Here is a 16,276-nt window from a genome sequence, read left to right as displayed (position 1 = left end):
GCAGGGTGTTTAAACCCGGCTACCCCACAGGTCATACTCATCCGCGTTTTCAACCTTCACGCGAATAATATCACCCGGCTTAACCTGTGTTTCGCCGTTCAGGTACACCGCGCCGTCGATTTCAGGCGCATCCGCCATGCTGCGGCCAATCGCGCCTTCTTCGTCCACTTCGTCGATAATCACCAGAATTTCGCGGCCCACTTTCTCCTGCAAGCGTTCAGCCGAGATCTGCTGTTGCAGCTGCATAAAGCGGTTCCAGCGCTCCTCTTTTACCTCTTCCGGCACCTGGTCCGCCAGCTCGTTGGCGGTTGCGCCTTCAACCGGGCTGTACTTGAAGCAGCCGACGCGATCCAGACGCGCCTCTTTCAGGAAGTCGAGCAGCATCTGGAAATCTTCTTCGGTTTCACCCGGGAAGCCGACAATAAAGGTGGAGCGCAGGGTCAGATCCGGGCAGATCTCACGCCACTGCTTGATGCGCGCCAGTTGGCGATCCACGGAGCCAGGACGTTTCATCAGCTTCAGAATACGCGGGCTGGCGTGCTGTAGCGGGATATCCAGATACGGCAGGATTTTGCCTTCCGCCATCAGCGGGATCACATCGTCAACGTGCGGGTAAGGATAGACGTAGTGCAGGCGCGTCCAGATCCCGAGCTTAGCCAGCTGCTCGCACAGGCCGACCATGCTGGTTTTCACCGGCTCGCCGTTGTGGAAACCGGAGCGGTGTTTGACGTCCACACCGTAGGCGGAGGTGTCCTGGGAGATGACCAGCAGCTCCTTCACGCCCGCGTCGGCCAGGCGTTTGGCTTCTGCCAGCACCTCGCCAATCGGACGGCTCACCAGATCGCCACGCATCGACGGGATGATGCAGAAGGTACAGCGGTGGTTGCAGCCTTCGGAAATTTTCAGGTAGGCGTAGTGGCGCGGCGTCAGCTTCACGCCCTGTTCCGGCACCAGGCTCAGGAACGGGTTGTGCTTTGGTTTGGGGACGTAGTGTTGAACATGTTCCAGCACCTGCTCGTAGCTGTGCGGGCCTGTGATCTCAAGCACTTTCGGGTGCACTTCGCGGATCTGATCCACCTTCGCGCCCAGGCAGCCGGTGACAATCACTTTGCCGTTTTCCGTCAGGGCTTCACCAATGGCTTCCAGTGACTCCTGGACCGCGCTGTCGATGAACCCGCAGGTGTTGACGATCACCATGTCGGCGTTGTCGTAGCTTGGCACCACGTCATAGCCTTCAGTGCGAAGTTCAGTCAGGATGCGTTCGGAGTCCACCAGGTTCTTCGGGCAGCCGAGGGAGACAAAGCCGATTTTCGGCGGGTGCGTAACATTGCTCATAGGTTAAAAATTCATCAATTATGGAGTTATCAGGGCGGGATTTTACAGCGTATCGCGGGGGATTTATACACTCTTGATGGCGCAGTTGAGGCGGGCAATCGTTGTAACATTGTAAAGAATGTTAATCAGTTATCGTTTATTGATCTCAGGCATTACATTGTACAAAAAATGACCTTATCCTTAATAAGGTAACATGGCTGACAGGGGAGGAAGTAGCATGTCCGTTGACAGACTGAAACGCGATCTGCTTAACAAGCTGATCAACGCCCGAATCGACCTGGCCGCATATCTGCAACTCCGCAAGGCGAAAGGGTATATGTCAGTCAGCGAAAGCGAAAATCTGCGTGATAACTTCTTTGAACTTTGCAATTTCATGCGTGAAAAAGCACCCATCCTGAAAGCGCACTGCGCTGAAAGCGAATTAGTGGCGCTGCGCCGCGCCGCCGAGGTGCTCTCCATCGCCGGAGTCTGTTTGATGAACGGACGTCACGACTGCCCGAATTTTATTGCCGTTAACGCGGAGAAGCTTGAAAACTGCCTGACCACGCTCGCGCTTTGCATCATGTGTCTGAACAAGCCGGAAACGCTTGCCCGGCACTGAACCCGGGGGAGGCAACTCCCCCTTCTGATTAAGCTTTTGTAAAAGTGGTAACGCACCCGGGAACAGTGGCTAATCTTTAAGCCATATGTCGATAAAGGAGTGCGTTATGCCTCGATCCTCGCTGATTTTCCTTCCAGTCTTGTTATTCCCGCTTTCACTGCTTGCAGCACCTGAGACGGTTAAGGTCGACGTGCTACAGACAAAACTGGATCACCCCTGGTCGCTGGCGTTTCTGCCAGATAACAAGGGGCTGCTCATCACGCTCAAAGACGGGCAGCTTAAGCACTGGCAGGCTGGAAAAGGGCTCTCCGATCCGATTGTCGGCGTGCCGAAAGTGTGGGCGAGCGGCCAGGGCGGACTGCTGGACGTCGCGCTGGCCCCGGATTTTGCACAGTCACGGCGGGTCTGGCTCAGCTTCGCCGAGGCAGGTAATGATGGCAAAGCGGGTACCGCCGTGGGCTACGGGCGGTTGAGCGATGACCTTTCGCGCATTGAGGGCTTCCAGGTGGTGTTCCGACAGATGCCGAAGCTCTCTACCGGCAACCACTTTGGCGGACGGCTGGTGTTCGACGGCAAAGGCTATCTCTTTATTGGCCTGGGTGAAAACAACCAGCGCCCGACGGCGCAGGAGCTGGACAAGCTTCAGGGCAAGGTGGTGCGCCTGACGGAGGACGGAAAAGTGCCGCCGGATAATCCGTTTGTGAACACCGCCGGTGCGCGCCCGGAAATCTGGTCCTATGGCATTCGCAACCCGCAGGGGATGGCGATGAATCCGTGGAGTGATACGCTGTGGCTCAACGAACACGGACCACGCGGTGGGGATGAGATTAACATTCCTGAGAAGGGCAAAAACTACGGCTGGCCCCTGGCGACGCACGGGATTAATTACAGCGGCCTGAAAATCCCGGAAGCGAAAGGCGAGCACGTTGAGGGCACCGAAAAGCCGCTGTTTGTCTGGAAAGTATCGCCCGCCGTCAGCGGCATGGCGTTCTACAACAGCGACGTCTTCCCGCAGTGGAAAAACAAGCTGTTTATCGGCGCGCTGAAGGAGAAAGACGTCATCGTGCTGAGCGTGAAGGGCAATAGCGTGACGGAGGACGGACGCATTCTGGGCGATAAAGATCAGCGTATTCGCGATGTGCGCGTCGGGCCGGATGGCTATCTGTACGTGCTGACTGACGAGACGGACGGGCAACTGCTGAAAGTCAGCCCGTCCAGGTCGTAATCAGGTCACCGGGATCATCACCACGTTGCGATACGCCGGGCGCTCGCTAAGCTGTTGGATCCAGCGCTCCAGGTGAGGGCGCGGGCTCCAGCTAAGACCCATGTTAGTGAGGTTCCAGACGAAGGGGGCGACGGCGATATCGCCCACGCCGAAGGTGTCGCCGGAGAACCAGGTGTGCTTCGCCAGTTCGTCGTCCATCATCGCGAACAGGGATTCGCAGGCGTCCTGGGCGGCATGAATGGCGGGATAATCACGTTCGGCTTCCGGCGTGCGGATAAGCCCCATCAGGATCACCCGGTGCGTGGGGGAAAGCGTCTGGTTTGCCCAGTCCATCCATTTTTCGCCCTGCGCGCGGCGGGCTGGATTTTCAACCCACAGCCGACCCTGGCCGTACTGCGCGGCGAGATAACGCACGATGGTGTTGGACTCCCACAGCGTGGCGTCTGTCTCGTCATCGCGCAGCAACGGCACCAGTCCGTTTGGGTTCATCGCCAGATAGTCGGCGTCTTTATTCACCCCGAACGCCATGCCAGCCATGATTTGGTTGAACGGTAAATCCAGCTCCTCCAGCGTCCAGAGCACTTTCTTCACGTTAGTCGAATTGTTCCTGCCCCACAGCGTAATCATATTTACTCCCGATGAGATGTGAATCCGAGTCAGCTTTTCGCCATGGTGAGATAAACCTAACAATTACGCAACAGATGCTAAAAAAAACGCCGCAATCAAAGCGTATCTGAATGTTATTGCATAAACTTTAAAAACTTTACCTGGAACAGGTTTCTTTGAACGCTGTAGTGCGCTATTACTCATCGCTTCTTGCGACACGGTGATTGTGACGTGATTTTTAGAATGGACACTCGGGTGGCATTTATGACGCAAAAAACTTCTTCTCTGCGCAGCCTGGCGGCAGGCTCGGCGCTGCTTTTCCTTTTTGCCCCAACGCTCCATGCGGCGGAACAGACGGCGCCCGAAGCGCCGCCTGTCGATGCGCGCGCCTGGATCCTGATGGATTACGCCAGCGGGAAAGTGCTGGCGGAAGGTAACGCCGACGAAAAACTCGACCCGGCGAGCCTGACGAAAATTATGACCAGCTATGTGGTCGGCCAGGCGTTGAAAGCGGGCAAAATCAAGCTGAATGACATGGTCACCGTCGGCAAAGATGCCTGGGCGACGGGTAACCCGGCGCTGCGCGGCTCGTCCGTCATGTTCCTGAAGCCCGGCGATCAGGTTTCCGTTTCCGATCTGAATAAAGGGGTCATTATTCAGTCGGGAAATGATGCCTGTATTGCGCTGGCCGATTACGTCGCAGGCAGTCAGGACTCATTCATTGGGTTGATGAATGGCTACGCGCAAAAACTGGGTCTGACCAACACCACCTTTAAAACCGTTCACGGCCTGGATGCGCCCGGTCAGTTCAGTACCGCGCGCGATATGGCGCTGCTGGGCAAAGCGCTGATCCATGACGTGCCGGATGAGTACGCCATCCATAAAGAGAAAGAGTTTACCTTCAACAATATCCGCCAGCCTAACCGTAATCGTCTGCTCTGGAGCAGTAACGTTAACGTGGACGGCATGAAAACGGGGACGACCGCCGGGGCCGGATACAACCTGGTGGCTTCTGCGACGCAGGGCGACATGCGCCTGATCTCGGTGGTGCTGGGGACGAAAACCGACCGCATTCGTTTTAATGAATCCGAAAAACTGCTGACCTGGGGTTTCCGCTTCTTTGAAACCGTCACGCCGATTAAGCCGGACGCCACCTTCGTCAGCCAGCGCGTCTGGTTTGGGGATAAAAGCGAAGTGAACCTGGGGGCAGGTGAAGCGGGTTCTGTCACCATTCCACGCGGTCAGCTGAAAAACCTGAAAGCCAGCTATACCCTGACCGAGCCACAGCTGACCGCGCCGTTGAAAAAAGGCCAGGTGGTCGGGACGATAGATTTCCAGCTTAACGGCAAATCCATTGAGCAGCGTCCGCTGGTGGTGATGGAAGCGGTGGAAGAGGGCGGCTTCTTCAGCCGGATGTGGGACTTTGTGTTAATGAAGTTCCACGGCTGGTTTGGCAGCTGGTTCAGCTAGGTTTTTGCCGGGTGGCGCTGCGCTTACCCGGCCTTCGTTTGAGCCGTTGTAGGCCGGGTAAGGCGAAGCCGCCACCCGGCACAACCTCAATACATCAACTTCACCTGCTGCGCCTTTGCATACGACACCAGCTCGTCATCCGGGCGGCAATCACTGACGATGGCGTCAAAGCGCGACAGTTCCCCCATCCTTGCCGGACGAACCTTGCCAAATTTACTGTGATCAACCACCAGCACATGCTGCTGTGCGGCGTTGAGCGCCCACTGTTTCACCGGTAACTCTTCAAGATTAAAACAGGTTGCCCCCTGTTTCACATTCACACCCGCCGCAGAGTAAAAGGCGATATCCGGACATACATTGCTCAGCGTGTCCTGAATATTCAGCGGTTTGAAGATGGCGTTGCTGGCATGAAACTCGCCGCCGCACAAAATCACCCGGCACGCCGGTTTCTCCTGCAAGGCCAGGAAGGTGTTTAGCGAATAACAGACGGCGGTAAAGGGAACGGTGCTGTCGATGGCCTCGATGATCCACGGGGTTGTCGTACCGCAGTCAAAAAACAGCGTTTGATGCGGCTGCACCAGCGAGGCGGCGAGCCGCGCGGCTTTGCGCTTCTCTTCCACCAGGCGTGTTTTTTGATCGCTTAACAGATAATGGCTGGCGCTACGCGGCTCCAGAACAATATACCCGCCAAGCAGCACAACGGGGGCGCTGTCGCTGTTCAGATCGCGACGAATGGTCATTTCAGACACGCCAAGCAGGGTAGCGGCTTCCTTAAGATGCAGCTTATCGCTGCGCTTCAGCGCCTGAAGTAGCTGAGCAATGCGGTCATCGCGACGTGTTTCCATAGATCCTCGGGCTAAAAAAGTGAGCCCCCGCAGGGCGGGGGCTCAAGTGTAACCTGACGGACCGGGGTTAGTCACGTATCCAGCCTTTGCGGATCGGAAGGGCAAACAGAACGCGATAGGCCTGTGATAATCCACGATAAAGCGCCGGACCAAAGAGGCTCCACAGGATGGCTGCGCTGACGCAGCCCATCAGCCCCACCAGGAAACCGCCGACCATATCCAGCGGCCAGTGCACGCCCAGGTAGACGCGGGACCAGGCGATGGCGACCGCCACCCCCATCAGCACCATGCCAGACCACAGGCGATGCCAGAACAGGAAGGCCAGCGCAAAGGTGAAGATCACCGTGCCGTGATCGCTCGGGAACGAGTCATCCGGCGCATGGTGCAGGAAGTTGTAGCCGACGCGATCGACAAACGGACGATCGTGCGGAAAGGCGTGGCCCAGCACGTAGCTTGCCAGCACGCTCACGCCGATCGCCATCGCCATTTTGATCACCAGATGGCGCTGGGCGGTGACCTGTGTACGAGGTCCCCATAACCAGAGGATCACCGCCAGCGCCGGTACAATGCTGATCACATCTTTCGCAATGAAGGTGGCGAGATCGATCATCCATTCCGGTGATGCTGGCGTGGCGTTGAGCAGGTAAAACAGTTCGTAGTTCAGATTTTCTAACATAATCTCGTTACTCTTTAGCAAACCAGGTGGAAACCAGCCCGTAAACCAGCACCTGGGAAAACCAGACCCACCACCCGGCCCACAGGTTGTGAGAGAAAAAATGCGCGCCGCGCATGACCTGCCCGAATCCCATCAGCAGCCCCATAACAACGCCTAACGCGACAAAGGACCATGCCAGGCGCGGACGTTCACGCCAGAAGGCAAAAAACAACCCCATCACCATAAACCCGCTTGAGGCGTGGCCGCCGGGAAAGCAGCGTCCTGGTCCGCTGTCTGCCGGAACGGCGCTGAACAGGGGATACGAGACGGCTTTGCCGCCATACTCCACCAGATCCCACGGACAGCTGTGGTGGCTTATGCTTTTCAGCACCCCAACTACCAGCGCCCCCAGCCCCATCAGAAGCGCGGCCGTCACCAGCCGGGCATTGCGTTTGTAAGCGCCGTAAATCAGCGATGCGGCAGCCAGCGCAATGGTCACATATTTCGCCAGCCGATGGTTCAGCAGATCCAGCAGCGGGTTTTGCTGTAGCGGGAAATGGTGCGTCGCCGCGTCATACCAGAAGCCGGTGATCCATCGGTCAAGCGATTCATCGCGCGAAAGCCAGGTAAAAAGCAGCGCAAGGACGATCAGCCCGAAAAGCTGATAACCATAAAAGCGGGCAGGCAAACGGTAAAGGCGTTTTGTCTTATTTGTCGGTAACTTAGATAATTCTGAAGGGCTGACGGCGTGTGTCATAGTTTCGGTCAATAACGTGAAATAGCACTATCATAGGGAGGGCAACTTAAGGAAACCTTAAACAACAACGATAAGTGCTTTATTTCTGTGTTTTCACGTGATTATGCTATCTCAGACAGCGGCAATTCATTACACTCATCGCGATTTTTTCATACTAAAGAGATTGCATGATAAACCGTTCTTCTTCCGGTAATCGTCTGGGTCGGCAGGCGTTACTTTTTCCTCTGTGTCTGGTGCTTTACGAATTCTCTACCTACATCGGCAACGACATGATCCAGCCAGGCATGCTGGCTGTGGTTGAGCAGTACAACGCAGGTATTGAGTGGGTACCTACATCCATGACCGCCTATCTGGCGGGCGGCATGTTTTTACAGTGGCTTTTAGGGCCGCTGTCGGATCGTATTGGCCGCCGCCCGGTGATGCTGACGGGCGTGGTGTGGTTTATCGTCACCTGTCTCGCCACGCTGCTGGCGCAGAACATTGAGCAATTCACGCTGCTGCGTTTCCTTCAGGGCGTGAGCCTGTGCTTTATTGGCGCCGTGGGCTACGCCGCTATTCAGGAGTCGTTTGAGGAGGCGGTATGTATCAAAATAACCGCGCTGATGGCGAACGTGGCGCTGATTGCGCCGCTTCTGGGGCCGCTGGTGGGAGCCGCATGGGTCCACGTTGCGCCGTGGGAAGGGATGTTCGTCCTCTTTGCCGCGCTTGCGGCCATCTCTTTCTTTGGGCTGCACCGTGCGATGCCGGAGACCGCCACCCGCCTGGGCGAAAAGCTCTCGCTTAAAGAGCTGGGGCGTGACTATAAGGCGGTGCTGAAAAACGGTCGTTTTGTCGCGGGCGCGCTGGCGACGGGCTTTGTCAGCCTGCCGCTGCTGGCGTGGATTGCCCAGTCGCCGGTCATTATCATCAGCGGCGAACAGCTTAGCAGCTATGAGTATGGCCTGTTACAGGTGCCGATTTTTGGCGCGCTGATTATCGGTAACCTGGTGCTGGCGCGTCTGACGTCCCGCCGTACCGTACGTTCGCTGATTATTATGGGCGGCTGGCCCATAGCGGCAGGGCTGATTATCGCGGCGGTGGCGACCGTAGTCTCGTCCCATGCGTACCTGTGGATGACGGCGGGGCTGAGCGTTTATGCGTTTGGTATTGGCGTGGCGAATGCCGGCCTGGTGCGCCTGACGCTGTTCGCCAGTGAAATGAGTAAAGGCACGGTGTCTGCCGCGATGGGGATGCTGCAAATGCTGATTTTCACCGTCGGTATTGAGGTGAGCAAGCATGCCTATGCTTTCGGCGGTAACGGACTGTTCAGCCTGTTTAACCTCGCCAACGGCGTGCTGTGGATTGCCCTGATGGTGGTATTCCTGAAAGACAAACGCGTCGGAAACGCCCTGCAACCGTAATTCTTATTCCCTCTCCCCCGTGGGCGAGCTCGGGACAGTCCCCTCTCCCTGTGGGCCGAGGGATCCCCAGTAATTTGAAAGCAAAAGCTATAACGTTGCCTCAGAATAACTGAGGGCTTTCAGCGATGCCTCGGTCCGGCTGTAAATCGCTGAGGCGTTTCCTGTAGGCCGGGGCGAGGCGCAGGGATGCGCCGAGAGGGCGGGCTTTACAGGGATGTTACCTCCGCCCGTCCCCGATAAGCCGGAAGGAATAAGCCGAAGGCACCGCGAAGCGGCGATTTTCCGCCGGAAGCCCGGGTCGCCAGGGTGGTGGCGACTGAGCCACCCTGGCACGTTCACCGCTCATGTCGTGACAGAGTAGCAAGGAACATAAAGTGAACGGAATGACCACCAGAGCCGTATGTTCCCCCTCACCCCAGCCCTCTCCCTCAAGGGAGAGGGGGCCGTCTGTGCAGGCATTATTTTGTGGGGAACCCTTAGCCCTGTGGGAGAGGGTTAGGATGAGGGCACCAGAGCGCACGGAATCAATTAAACGGCGCCCTCCCATCCAGCACCCTATCAATTACGTCCAGCACCCCTTCGTCATTATTGTTCGGCGCTTCATAGCGGGCCACCGCCTTAATGTGCGGTCTGGCATTGGCCATCGCGAAGCCAAACCCAGCCTGGCGCAACATCTCCACGTCGTTACCGCTGTCGCCAAAGGCTACCACTTCACTGTCCTCTATGCCCCAGCGCGCTTGCAGGATCCGCAGGCCGTTAGCTTTGTGCACACCGGGGATAATCAGGTCGATACTGCCGTGTCCTGTGGTCACCGGCACCATGATGTCGCCAAGCTTCTCATGCAGCAGCGCCTGAATGCGCGGAATTTCGTCGTCAGAGACGTTTAGCCCGAATTTGAAGAAAATATCGTTGAGGTTGTCAAAGCTGCTGACGCTTTCAAGGCGGTGATAGTATTTCGCAGCAATCTCTTTGAAGAGGTCGTTATACGTTTTCAGCGTGTAGGCGCTGTTTTTTCCGCAGGCAATTATCTCAATGCCGGGCACGTCGTTTAACAGGGTGGCGACGGTCAGAAAATGCTCTTTCGACAGTTCGCCGTTAAACACGTCTTCGCCCGCATCCACCACCCAGCCGCCGTTTTCGGCAACGAAGGCAATTTCATGGGCGATCTCCGGGAAAAATGAGATCAGCTGGTAGTACTGGTTTCCGCTGGCGACCACAAAACGGATGCCTTGCGCTTTTATGCGCGCGTACTGCGCCAGAAAACGCGCGCGGTTATAGGTTTTCGCATCGCTCAGGAAGGAGCCATCCATGTCGACTGCAATCAGTTTAACGCTCATATCCCTTCTCCATTGACGTTGTTTCTGCTTCCGGTTTTGCCACCGCTCGCGCCACCAGGGCGGCAATAATGACTAACCCTAATACCACCAGCATCGCGCTGCGTAACCCGTAGTGCTCACCGAGGAATCCAAGCAGCGGCGGGCCCACCAGGAAAGCGAGGTAGCCCGTGGTCGCCACGACGCTCACGCGTGTCGGCGCGTCGGGGCCGGTATCGCTGGCAGCGGAAATGGTCAGCGGGAAGCCAAGGGAGGCGCCCAGTCCCCACAGGATCACCGACACGCCGGCAATCCAGTCCACATCCACAAAGATAATCATCGCGATGCCCAGCCCACCCAGCAGGGCGCTGGCACGGACGACAGCCACGCGGCTGTAACGGTCGATAAACCAGCCCCCGGTAAAGCGTCCGACGGTCATGCCGAGCGTAAACCCGGCGTAAATCAGCGAGCCGGAGGTGGGGCTAAATCCGTGCCCGTCCACCATCAGCAACGGTAGCCAGTCGTTGGCGGAGCCTTCAGCAAACGCCATCGCCAGTACCACCACGCCAATCAGCATCAGCTGGAAATCGCGATAGAAGGGCAACCCTTTTGCCGCAGACTTCTGTTCGTCCGAGGCATTTTGTCCTGTGCCAGCGGGAATAGCCCTGATGCCGGTGAGGATCGGGATAATACAGACCAGCGCCGCGAGTAAAATGTGCACATTGGCCGCAATGCCCAGCGCCGTCAGCGCCATCCCCACGCCCGCGCCCGCCAGCGTGCCGAGGCTGTAAAAGCCATGCATCATCGGCAGCACCGTTTTGTTCATCGCCTGTTCAACGGCGGCCCCCTCGACGTTAATGGCCACTTCCGCCGCACCAAAGCTGCCGCCAAATACCATCAGCCCAAGGGCAAACATCAGCGGCGAGGCGAACCACAGCGCCACGCTCAGACCGAGCATACCTACCACGGCGCAGCACATGGTGGTGCGGATCACCGCGCGCGTGCCAAAGCGTTTCACCAGCCAGGCCGAGCAGAGAATGCCGCTCATCGAGCCAATCGACAGGCCAAACAGCACGATCCCCATCTCCGCAGTCGAAACGGATAGCGTATCGCGGATTGCCGGGGTGCGCGTTGCCCAGGAAGCCATCAGCAGCCCGGGGATGAAGAAGAACATAAATAGCGCCCACATGCGCAGATGCAGGGCTTTGCGAGGAGAAGTTAGCGTCATTGGGATCAGCACCAGAAGTACAACAATAGCGACAACACTAGCAACTTTGTGTACATTTGTACATAAACCGGATGAGGATTTTATGAGCAGACCACCGAACGACCCTAACCGCCGCGAGAAGATACTCCAGGCGACGCTGGACACCATTGCTGAGCACGGTATTCATGCCGTCACGCACCGCAAAATTGCTACCTGCGCAGGCGTGCCGCTGGGGTCGATGACCTACTATTTCGACGGGATGGAGTCGCTTCTGGAGGAGGCATTCACGTGGTTTACGCAGCAGATGTCTCAGCAGTACCGGGATTTCTTCGCGGGGGTTACGGGGCGCGAGAGGGCGTGCGAGGCCATTACCACGCTGATCCACAGTTCAGCCGTGACCACGCCACACAATATGGCGCTGATGTATCAGTTATACGCGTTTATGCACCGCAGCGCCGCGCTGAAAACGGTGATGCAGGACTGGATGAAGATGAGCCAGGCTACGCTGGAGCAGTGGTTTGATCCGGCCACCGCCCGCGCGCTGGATGCGTTTATCGAGGGGATGACGCTGCATTTTGTGACCGATCGGTCGCCGTTAACCCGGGAGGAGATCCGGGTGATGGTGGGGCGAATTGCAGGCGAGGATACCGTCTGATAGCACTCGCCCCGGCTACGCTTACTGTCGGGAGATTTTTTTCCCGCTGGCGTCAACGGCGACTTCGCCATCTTCCTTCGTAAATGCCCCTTTTTGCGCGTCCGGAAGGATGTCGAGAACGACTTCAGAAGGACGGCACAGACGGGTGCCCAGCGGTGTCACCACAATCGGACGGTTAATCAGGATGGGGTATTGCAGCATGAAATCGATAAGCTGGTCGTCGGTGAAATTTCCCCCCGCAAGGCCCAGTTGCTCATAAGGTTCGACGTTTTTACGCAGCAGATCGCATACGGAAATCTCCATGTCTGCAATCAGCCTGGTCAGTTGATCGCGTGACGGCGGGTTTTCCAGATAGAGGACAATCTCTGGTTCCGTACCGCTGTTGCGGATCATCGCCAGCGTATTGCGCGACGTGCCGCAGGCGGGGTTGTGATAAATAGTGATGTGGCTCATATCAGTGACTCATTATGGTGTGAAGGAGAGACGTAGCGCGAGTGCGGCGAGCGTCACAAAGAGAACCGGCAGGGTCATTATGATGCCCGTCCTGAAGTAGTAGCCCCAGGTAACAGTCATGTTTTTCTGTGCCAGCACATGGAGCCAGAGCAGGGTAGCCAGGCTCCCGATGGGGGTGATTTTCGGCCCCAAATCGCAGCCAATCACGTTGGCGTAAATCATCGCCTCTTTGATCAACCCTGTTGCAGCACTACCCTCAATGGAGAGCGCGCCAATCAGCACCGTTGGCATATTGTTCATTATGGATGACAGGAAGGCGGTGATAAATCCGGTTCCCAGCGTGGTAACCCAGAGTCCGTATCCGGCTAAGTGATCAAGAACGCCTGAAAGAGACTCCGTCAGCCCGGCGTTGCGCAGGCCATACACCACCAGATACATCCCCAGCGAGAAGATTACGATTTGCCACGGTGCGCCGCGCAGCACTTTTCCGGTGTTAATGGCGTGCCCGCGCTTTGCAACGGCAAACAAAATCAGCGCGCCAGTTGTTGCGATAGCGCTGACCGGGATACCCAGAGGTTCAAGCACAAAGAAACCGACAAGCAGTAATAGCAGCACGATCCAGCCCGTTCTGAACGTTGGAAGGTCGTGAATGGCCCGTGCGGGCTCGCGGAGTTTTGCCTGGTCATATTCGTGGGGAATTTCTTTTCGGAAGAACAGATGCAGCATCACCAGCGTTGCGGCAATCGCAGCGATATCAACCGGGATCATCACCGAGGCGTATTCGCTGAAGCCCAGCTTAAAGAAGTCCGCCGACACAATGTTGACCAGGTTGGAGACAATCAGCGGCAGGCTGGCGGTATCGGCGATAAATCCCGCCGCCATCACGAACGCCAGCGTAGCCTGCTTGCTGAACCCCAGCGCCAGCAGCATAGCGATGACGATAGGGGTGAGGATCAGCGCCGCGCCGTCATTGGCAAACAGCGCCGCCACGGCTGCGCCCAGCAGCACGATCCAGGTAAACAGCAATCGCCCACGACCGTTTCCCCAGCGGGCAACGTGCAGCGCGGCCCACTCGAAAAAGCCGGACTCATCCAGCAGCAGGCTGATAATGATGACGGCGATGAACGTTGCCGTCGCATTCCAGACGATATTCCACACCACAGGGATATCGCTAATGTGGATTACGCCGCTCATCAGCGCCAGCGCGGCGCCAATGGTCGCGCTCCAGCCGATGCTGAGCCCTCCGGGTTGCCAGATGACCAGCACCAGTGTGAATAAAAAAATCGCTCCTGCCAGAAACATCTTTTACTCCATTATATCTGTTATTGTGAATATGTTTTGGTCAGCACGAGCCCGGAAGTCGATTTTTCAGCTTCATACGCGTCTCTTCCCGCAGGCAGTTCCAGCTGGTGTCGATAACGGTTGCCGCCCATGCAGGCATGTTGGGAGAGAGACGGTAGTAGATCCACTTACCCTCGCGACGGTCGATGGCCAGCCCGGCCTCGCGCAGTAAGGCCATGTGGCGGGAGACTTTCGGCTGCGGCTCGTTGGTAGCGGAGCAGAGATCGCAGACGCACAGCTCGCTCGCTTCACGCAGAAGCATGACGATGGAGAGGCGCGTTTCGTCGGAGAGGGTTTTGAAGAGCTGAACGGGGTGAAGCATCTGGCGATCCTGCGTGGTTTTTGTCATATGCATTAAATCATATATGTTTGTGGCGGGTGAGGGAAGGGCAATAAGGGCAAATAAATGCCCTTAAAGAAGTACTTTTATTTTACGCCGTAGTGCGTTCGTTCCAGGCGTCACTGTGCTGGATGTTCCCATCAACAATGCGCCAGGTGATCTTCTCATACTGCAAGCTGACGCTTTCGACGTGGTTAATTTTATCGTTGGCCGCGATTTTCACATTAGGTACGCTACAGTTAACCCCAGTCACCTTCACGTTCTCCATGAAGACTGTGTAATAGCACACTTCCTGACCGGCATCGTTAATATGATAGAACTTAATTTCTGCGCTTTTTAGCGCCTGGCCAGTGGCGGCAGCTTTATAAAGATATGGGGTAGAACTATCCACCTCCTTTTCGATCCTCATAGAAGAGTGCTGTCGTGTACCGGTAATCGCTCCATTTGCGCTGTTAACCGGAAGATTGATACCGTGACTTAAACCGATTATCTCAATGCTTCCTTCGCGGTCCTGAACATCTACTGAGCCTTTGATATCTGCGCCGCCGTCGTCTTTGAGCCACATATAGGGAGGGATTGGCATATTATTTTTTCCTTATTTTATTGAATAACTTCATTGTTAAGAGATAGAAAACCGTTGTGAGAGTAAACAGGATTAAAATATCGGTGTTTATATATGTTTCGTACATTGTTTCCGCATTCACATCACCATAGATGAAGCCGCAAATAGCAGTTGCAACATTATGATTAATATAATCTGTTGAAGGACCCAGCGTGCGTCCTAGCGGAAAGCTAATTAACACAAACCAGACGGCCTTAAGCAGTCTTGATCCCCATTTACGGGCAAGTGTAGCTATATCCACCGTCAACAACCTCAATACAGCCGCGAGCCATAAGTGAACGCATACATGGAACCTGAATAAGCTCTGTGTTCATAAGAGCGTTACGGATTAATGCATAATCGGAGTTATGAGCGATTGTTATACACCCTTCTGACACTGTACCGGGATGGAGTCTGAACAGCCCGCGATAGACGTGATCAACCCATGTTCCATCGTCGATACCCCAATCATCCTTATATAAAGCAAACCACTCATCACGGCCAAATTCCGCACCGGATCTTATTTTGTTCCATTGGTCCTGAACATGAGCTTTTAATGAGGATAAGAAACCTCCTGAGCCTCGATCAACAATCCAATATTTACCTGGGGGAATTGGGCCTGCACCTTGTATTGCGCCACAAGTTCCTTGATTACGGTAAGTTCCCTGTCCGGAATGCGCCATAAAGATGCCAACCCCATATAAATTAAATGGGGCGTAGTCAGCACCATTTAGCGTCATTGTTCCATTTATAGCCATACATACCAACCCTTCTTGTCACCGTTGGATGTTATCTTCGGCATGGTCGCCATCTTTAATCCAAATACTACTGCTGTAAAGTCCATCTCTGTTAATTCCATTATTTACATTTATTCGCCGCAGCATATGCCCGCAGATGAGATGAAAATTCAAACCTGATCATGTTAAACCCAATGAATCTGTTTTTAGGAAATTGACCAGGTAAATTTTAACCAAGTAATAGAAATGACTTACGAAAGTTCCCACACTGCCAGGACGATTTTATTCGCCATTATCGGCAGCAATGATAAAACGGACATAGCCGGGAGCCAGACAGTCACAACGGGTAAAGTCCTGGTCGAGAAAATTGGCCAGATACGTAAAAGCGTGGCGGCCGTGCAACAGCAGATTATTGCCCCGGTGGTGTGGATTGGCTCAGGCACTATCAACGTGGCACAGCTGATGCTCGACACGCTCGACGTGGTTAAAGAGCTGGCAGAGCAAACGGCAAGCCACACGCACAGCAATACGGGAGCACCGACCAACGCGGGGGCCATCCGGAACACCGGAACGAAAGCGGACACGCTGAACGGCAAATATTCCCCGGTGATTGGCAAGTAAACCTGTCCAGAACATAACCCGCGAAAGCGGGTTTTTTTATGCCCTTCATCCCCAGGCGGGGATATCTCATTTCTTACCTCTTAAGCAGCTAACGCTACGCGCTGTCAGCGGCGC

General features: G+C 55.7%; 18 protein-coding genes. 6 read left to right on the top strand and 12 right to left on the bottom strand.

Annotated features, from left to right (window positions below):
• Positions 1–9: 9 nt before the first annotated feature.
• Positions 10–1,335 carry a 30S ribosomal protein S12 methylthiotransferase RimO gene (gene rimO / locus SK62_RS13835; protein WP_047718743.1) on the bottom strand — a complete coding sequence of 442 codons (1,326 nt, stop codon included), beginning with the start codon at positions 1,333–1,335 and terminating at the stop codon, positions 10–12.
• 217 nt (positions 1,336–1,552) lie between these two features.
• Between rimO and bssR the strand changes: the two genes are divergently transcribed.
• Positions 1,553–1,936: a biofilm formation regulator BssR gene (gene bssR / locus SK62_RS13830; RefSeq protein WP_032620009.1), complete on the top strand. Its 384-nt coding sequence runs from the start codon at positions 1,553–1,555 to the stop codon at positions 1,934–1,936.
• A gap of 106 nt (positions 1,937–2,042) precedes the next feature.
• Positions 2,043–3,161, top strand: coding sequence for a PQQ-dependent sugar dehydrogenase (locus tag SK62_RS13825; protein ID WP_017384889.1), 1,119 nt, complete (start codon positions 2,043–2,045; stop codon positions 3,159–3,161).
• On the opposite strand, the gene SK62_RS13820 is transcribed toward SK62_RS13825, so the two are convergent.
• Positions 3,162–3,788, bottom strand: coding sequence for a glutathione S-transferase family protein (locus SK62_RS13820; RefSeq protein ID WP_045142268.1), 627 nt, complete (start codon positions 3,786–3,788; stop codon positions 3,162–3,164). It abuts the gene before it with no gap.
• A 243-nt stretch (positions 3,789–4,031) separates the two neighbouring features.
• On the opposite strand from SK62_RS13820, the gene dacC reads away from it, so the two are divergent.
• The gene (gene dacC / locus SK62_RS13815) at positions 4,032–5,237 is read left to right on the top strand and encodes a serine-type D-Ala-D-Ala carboxypeptidase (protein ID WP_032667750.1); all 1,206 of its coding nucleotides are present in this window, start codon (positions 4,032–4,034) and stop codon (positions 5,235–5,237) included.
• An 86-nt stretch (positions 5,238–5,323) separates the two neighbouring features.
• Here dacC and deoR read toward each other — a convergent pair whose 3' ends face one another.
• From deoR to SK62_RS13800, 3 genes are all read right to left on the bottom strand, one after another.
• Complete coding sequence (deoR, locus tag SK62_RS13810; protein WP_017384886.1) at positions 5,324–6,082, bottom strand: DNA-binding transcriptional repressor DeoR; 759 nt, start codon at positions 6,080–6,082, stop codon at positions 5,324–5,326.
• 67 nt (positions 6,083–6,149) lie between these two features.
• Entirely contained in the window at positions 6,150–6,758 is a 609-nt protein-coding gene (gene ybjG, locus SK62_RS13805) for an undecaprenyl-diphosphate phosphatase (RefSeq protein ID WP_015571025.1), read from the bottom strand.
• 7 nt (positions 6,759–6,765) lie between these two features.
• A complete protein-coding gene (locus SK62_RS13800; RefSeq protein WP_017693740.1) occupies positions 6,766–7,494 on the bottom strand; it encodes a phosphatase PAP2 family protein in 729 nt (242 codons plus the stop codon).
• A 167-nt stretch (positions 7,495–7,661) separates the two neighbouring features.
• Here SK62_RS13800 and SK62_RS13795 point away from each other — a divergent pair, with 167 nt between their 5' ends.
• Positions 7,662–8,894, top strand: coding sequence for an MFS transporter (locus tag SK62_RS13795; RefSeq protein WP_017693739.1), 1,233 nt, complete (start codon positions 7,662–7,664; stop codon positions 8,892–8,894).
• A gap of 524 nt (positions 8,895–9,418) precedes the next feature.
• On the opposite strand, the gene SK62_RS13790 is transcribed toward SK62_RS13795, so the two are convergent.
• Together SK62_RS13790 and SK62_RS13785 are read right to left on the bottom strand one after the other, a co-directional pair.
• Entirely contained in the window at positions 9,419–10,231 is an 813-nt protein-coding gene (locus SK62_RS13790) for a Cof-type HAD-IIB family hydrolase (protein WP_047718741.1), read from the bottom strand.
• Positions 10,221–11,435: an MFS transporter gene (locus tag SK62_RS13785; RefSeq protein WP_017693738.1), complete on the bottom strand. Its 1,215-nt coding sequence runs from the start codon at positions 11,433–11,435 to the stop codon at positions 10,221–10,223. Before SK62_RS13785 ends, SK62_RS13790 begins: the two co-directional genes overlap by 11 nt.
• Positions 11,436–11,517: 82 nt before the next feature.
• Between SK62_RS13785 and SK62_RS13780 the strand changes: the two genes are divergently transcribed.
• Positions 11,518–12,069 (top strand): TetR/AcrR family transcriptional regulator, encoded by a 552-nt coding sequence (locus SK62_RS13780; RefSeq protein WP_015571021.1) that lies wholly within the window; start codon positions 11,518–11,520, stop codon positions 12,067–12,069.
• A gap of 21 nt (positions 12,070–12,090) precedes the next feature.
• Here the strand turns inward: SK62_RS13780 and arsC are convergent, their stop codons facing one another.
• The 5 genes from arsC to SK62_RS22375 all read right to left on the bottom strand — a co-directional run bounded on the left by arsC (position 12,091) and on the right by SK62_RS22375 (position 15,562).
• Positions 12,091–12,522 (bottom strand): glutaredoxin-dependent arsenate reductase, encoded by a 432-nt coding sequence (gene arsC / locus SK62_RS13775; RefSeq protein WP_017693736.1) that lies wholly within the window; start codon positions 12,520–12,522, stop codon positions 12,091–12,093.
• A 12-nt stretch (positions 12,523–12,534) separates the two neighbouring features.
• Positions 12,535–13,824, bottom strand: coding sequence for an arsenic transporter (locus SK62_RS13770; protein ID WP_047718740.1), 1,290 nt, complete (start codon positions 13,822–13,824; stop codon positions 12,535–12,537).
• A 40-nt stretch (positions 13,825–13,864) separates the two neighbouring features.
• The gene (locus SK62_RS13765; RefSeq protein WP_017693734.1) at positions 13,865–14,185 is read right to left on the bottom strand and encodes a metalloregulator ArsR/SmtB family transcription factor; all 321 of its coding nucleotides are present in this window, start codon (positions 14,183–14,185) and stop codon (positions 13,865–13,867) included.
• 109 nt (positions 14,186–14,294) lie between these two features.
• Entirely contained in the window at positions 14,295–14,786 is a 492-nt protein-coding gene (locus SK62_RS13760; protein ID WP_017384881.1) for an Hcp family type VI secretion system effector, read from the bottom strand.
• A gap of 254 nt (positions 14,787–15,040) precedes the next feature.
• Positions 15,041–15,562, bottom strand: coding sequence for a DUF2778 domain-containing protein (locus SK62_RS22375; protein WP_023303364.1), 522 nt, complete (start codon positions 15,560–15,562; stop codon positions 15,041–15,043).
• A gap of 225 nt (positions 15,563–15,787) precedes the next feature.
• On the opposite strand from SK62_RS22375, the gene SK62_RS13755 reads away from it, so the two are divergent.
• Positions 15,788–16,162, top strand: a complete 375-nt coding sequence (locus SK62_RS13755; protein WP_072250084.1) for a hypothetical protein — start codon at positions 15,788–15,790, stop codon at positions 16,160–16,162.
• The last annotated feature ends 114 nt before the right edge of the window (positions 16,163–16,276 follow it).

It is taken from the genome of Enterobacter sp. BIDMC109, from assembly GCF_001037885.1.
GTDB lineage: Bacteria > Pseudomonadota > Gammaproteobacteria > Enterobacterales > Enterobacteriaceae > Enterobacter > Enterobacter hormaechei_C.
The sequence above is the reverse complement of the archived record's forward strand: the minus strand, read 5'-3'. Positions and strand labels throughout refer to the sequence as shown.

Bases quoted from the DNA above. Each gene is read 5' to 3' on its own strand.
- rimO (WP_047718743.1), bottom strand. From the start codon at position 1,335: ATGAGCAATGTTACGCACCCGCCGAAAATCGGCTTTGTCTCCCTCGGC.
- bssR (WP_032620009.1), top strand. From the start codon at position 1,553: ATGTCCGTTGACAGACTGAAACGCGATCTGCTTAACAAGCTGATCAAC.
- SK62_RS13825 (WP_017384889.1), top strand. From the start codon at position 2,043: ATGCCTCGATCCTCGCTGATTTTCCTTCCAGTCTTGTTATTCCCGCTT.
- SK62_RS13820 (WP_045142268.1), bottom strand. From the start codon at position 3,788: ATGATTACGCTGTGGGGCAGGAACAATTCGACTAACGTGAAGAAAGTG.
- dacC (WP_032667750.1), top strand. From the start codon at position 4,032: ATGACGCAAAAAACTTCTTCTCTGCGCAGCCTGGCGGCAGGCTCGGCG.
- deoR (WP_017384886.1), bottom strand. From the start codon at position 6,082: ATGGAAACACGTCGCGATGACCGCATTGCTCAGCTACTTCAGGCGCTG.
- ybjG (WP_015571025.1), bottom strand. From the start codon at position 6,758: ATGTTAGAAAATCTGAACTACGAACTGTTTTACCTGCTCAACGCCACG.
- SK62_RS13800 (WP_017693740.1), bottom strand. From the start codon at position 7,494: ATGACACACGCCGTCAGCCCTTCAGAATTATCTAAGTTACCGACAAAT.
- SK62_RS13795 (WP_017693739.1), top strand. From the start codon at position 7,662: ATGATAAACCGTTCTTCTTCCGGTAATCGTCTGGGTCGGCAGGCGTTA.
- SK62_RS13790 (WP_047718741.1), bottom strand. From the start codon at position 10,231: ATGAGCGTTAAACTGATTGCAGTCGACATGGATGGCTCCTTCCTGAGC.
- SK62_RS13785 (WP_017693738.1), bottom strand. From the start codon at position 11,435: ATGACGCTAACTTCTCCTCGCAAAGCCCTGCATCTGCGCATGTGGGCG.
- SK62_RS13780 (WP_015571021.1), top strand. From the start codon at position 11,518: ATGAGCAGACCACCGAACGACCCTAACCGCCGCGAGAAGATACTCCAG.
- arsC (WP_017693736.1), bottom strand. From the start codon at position 12,522: ATGAGCCACATCACTATTTATCACAACCCCGCCTGCGGCACGTCGCGC.
- SK62_RS13770 (WP_047718740.1), bottom strand. From the start codon at position 13,824: ATGTTTCTGGCAGGAGCGATTTTTTTATTCACACTGGTGCTGGTCATC.
- SK62_RS13765 (WP_017693734.1), bottom strand. From the start codon at position 14,185: ATGCTTCACCCCGTTCAGCTCTTCAAAACCCTCTCCGACGAAACGCGC.
- SK62_RS13760 (WP_017384881.1), bottom strand. From the start codon at position 14,786: ATGCCAATCCCTCCCTATATGTGGCTCAAAGACGACGGCGGCGCAGAT.
- SK62_RS22375 (WP_023303364.1), bottom strand. From the start codon at position 15,562: ATGGCTATAAATGGAACAATGACGCTAAATGGTGCTGACTACGCCCCA.
- SK62_RS13755 (WP_072250084.1), top strand. From the start codon at position 15,788: ATGACTTACGAAAGTTCCCACACTGCCAGGACGATTTTATTCGCCATT.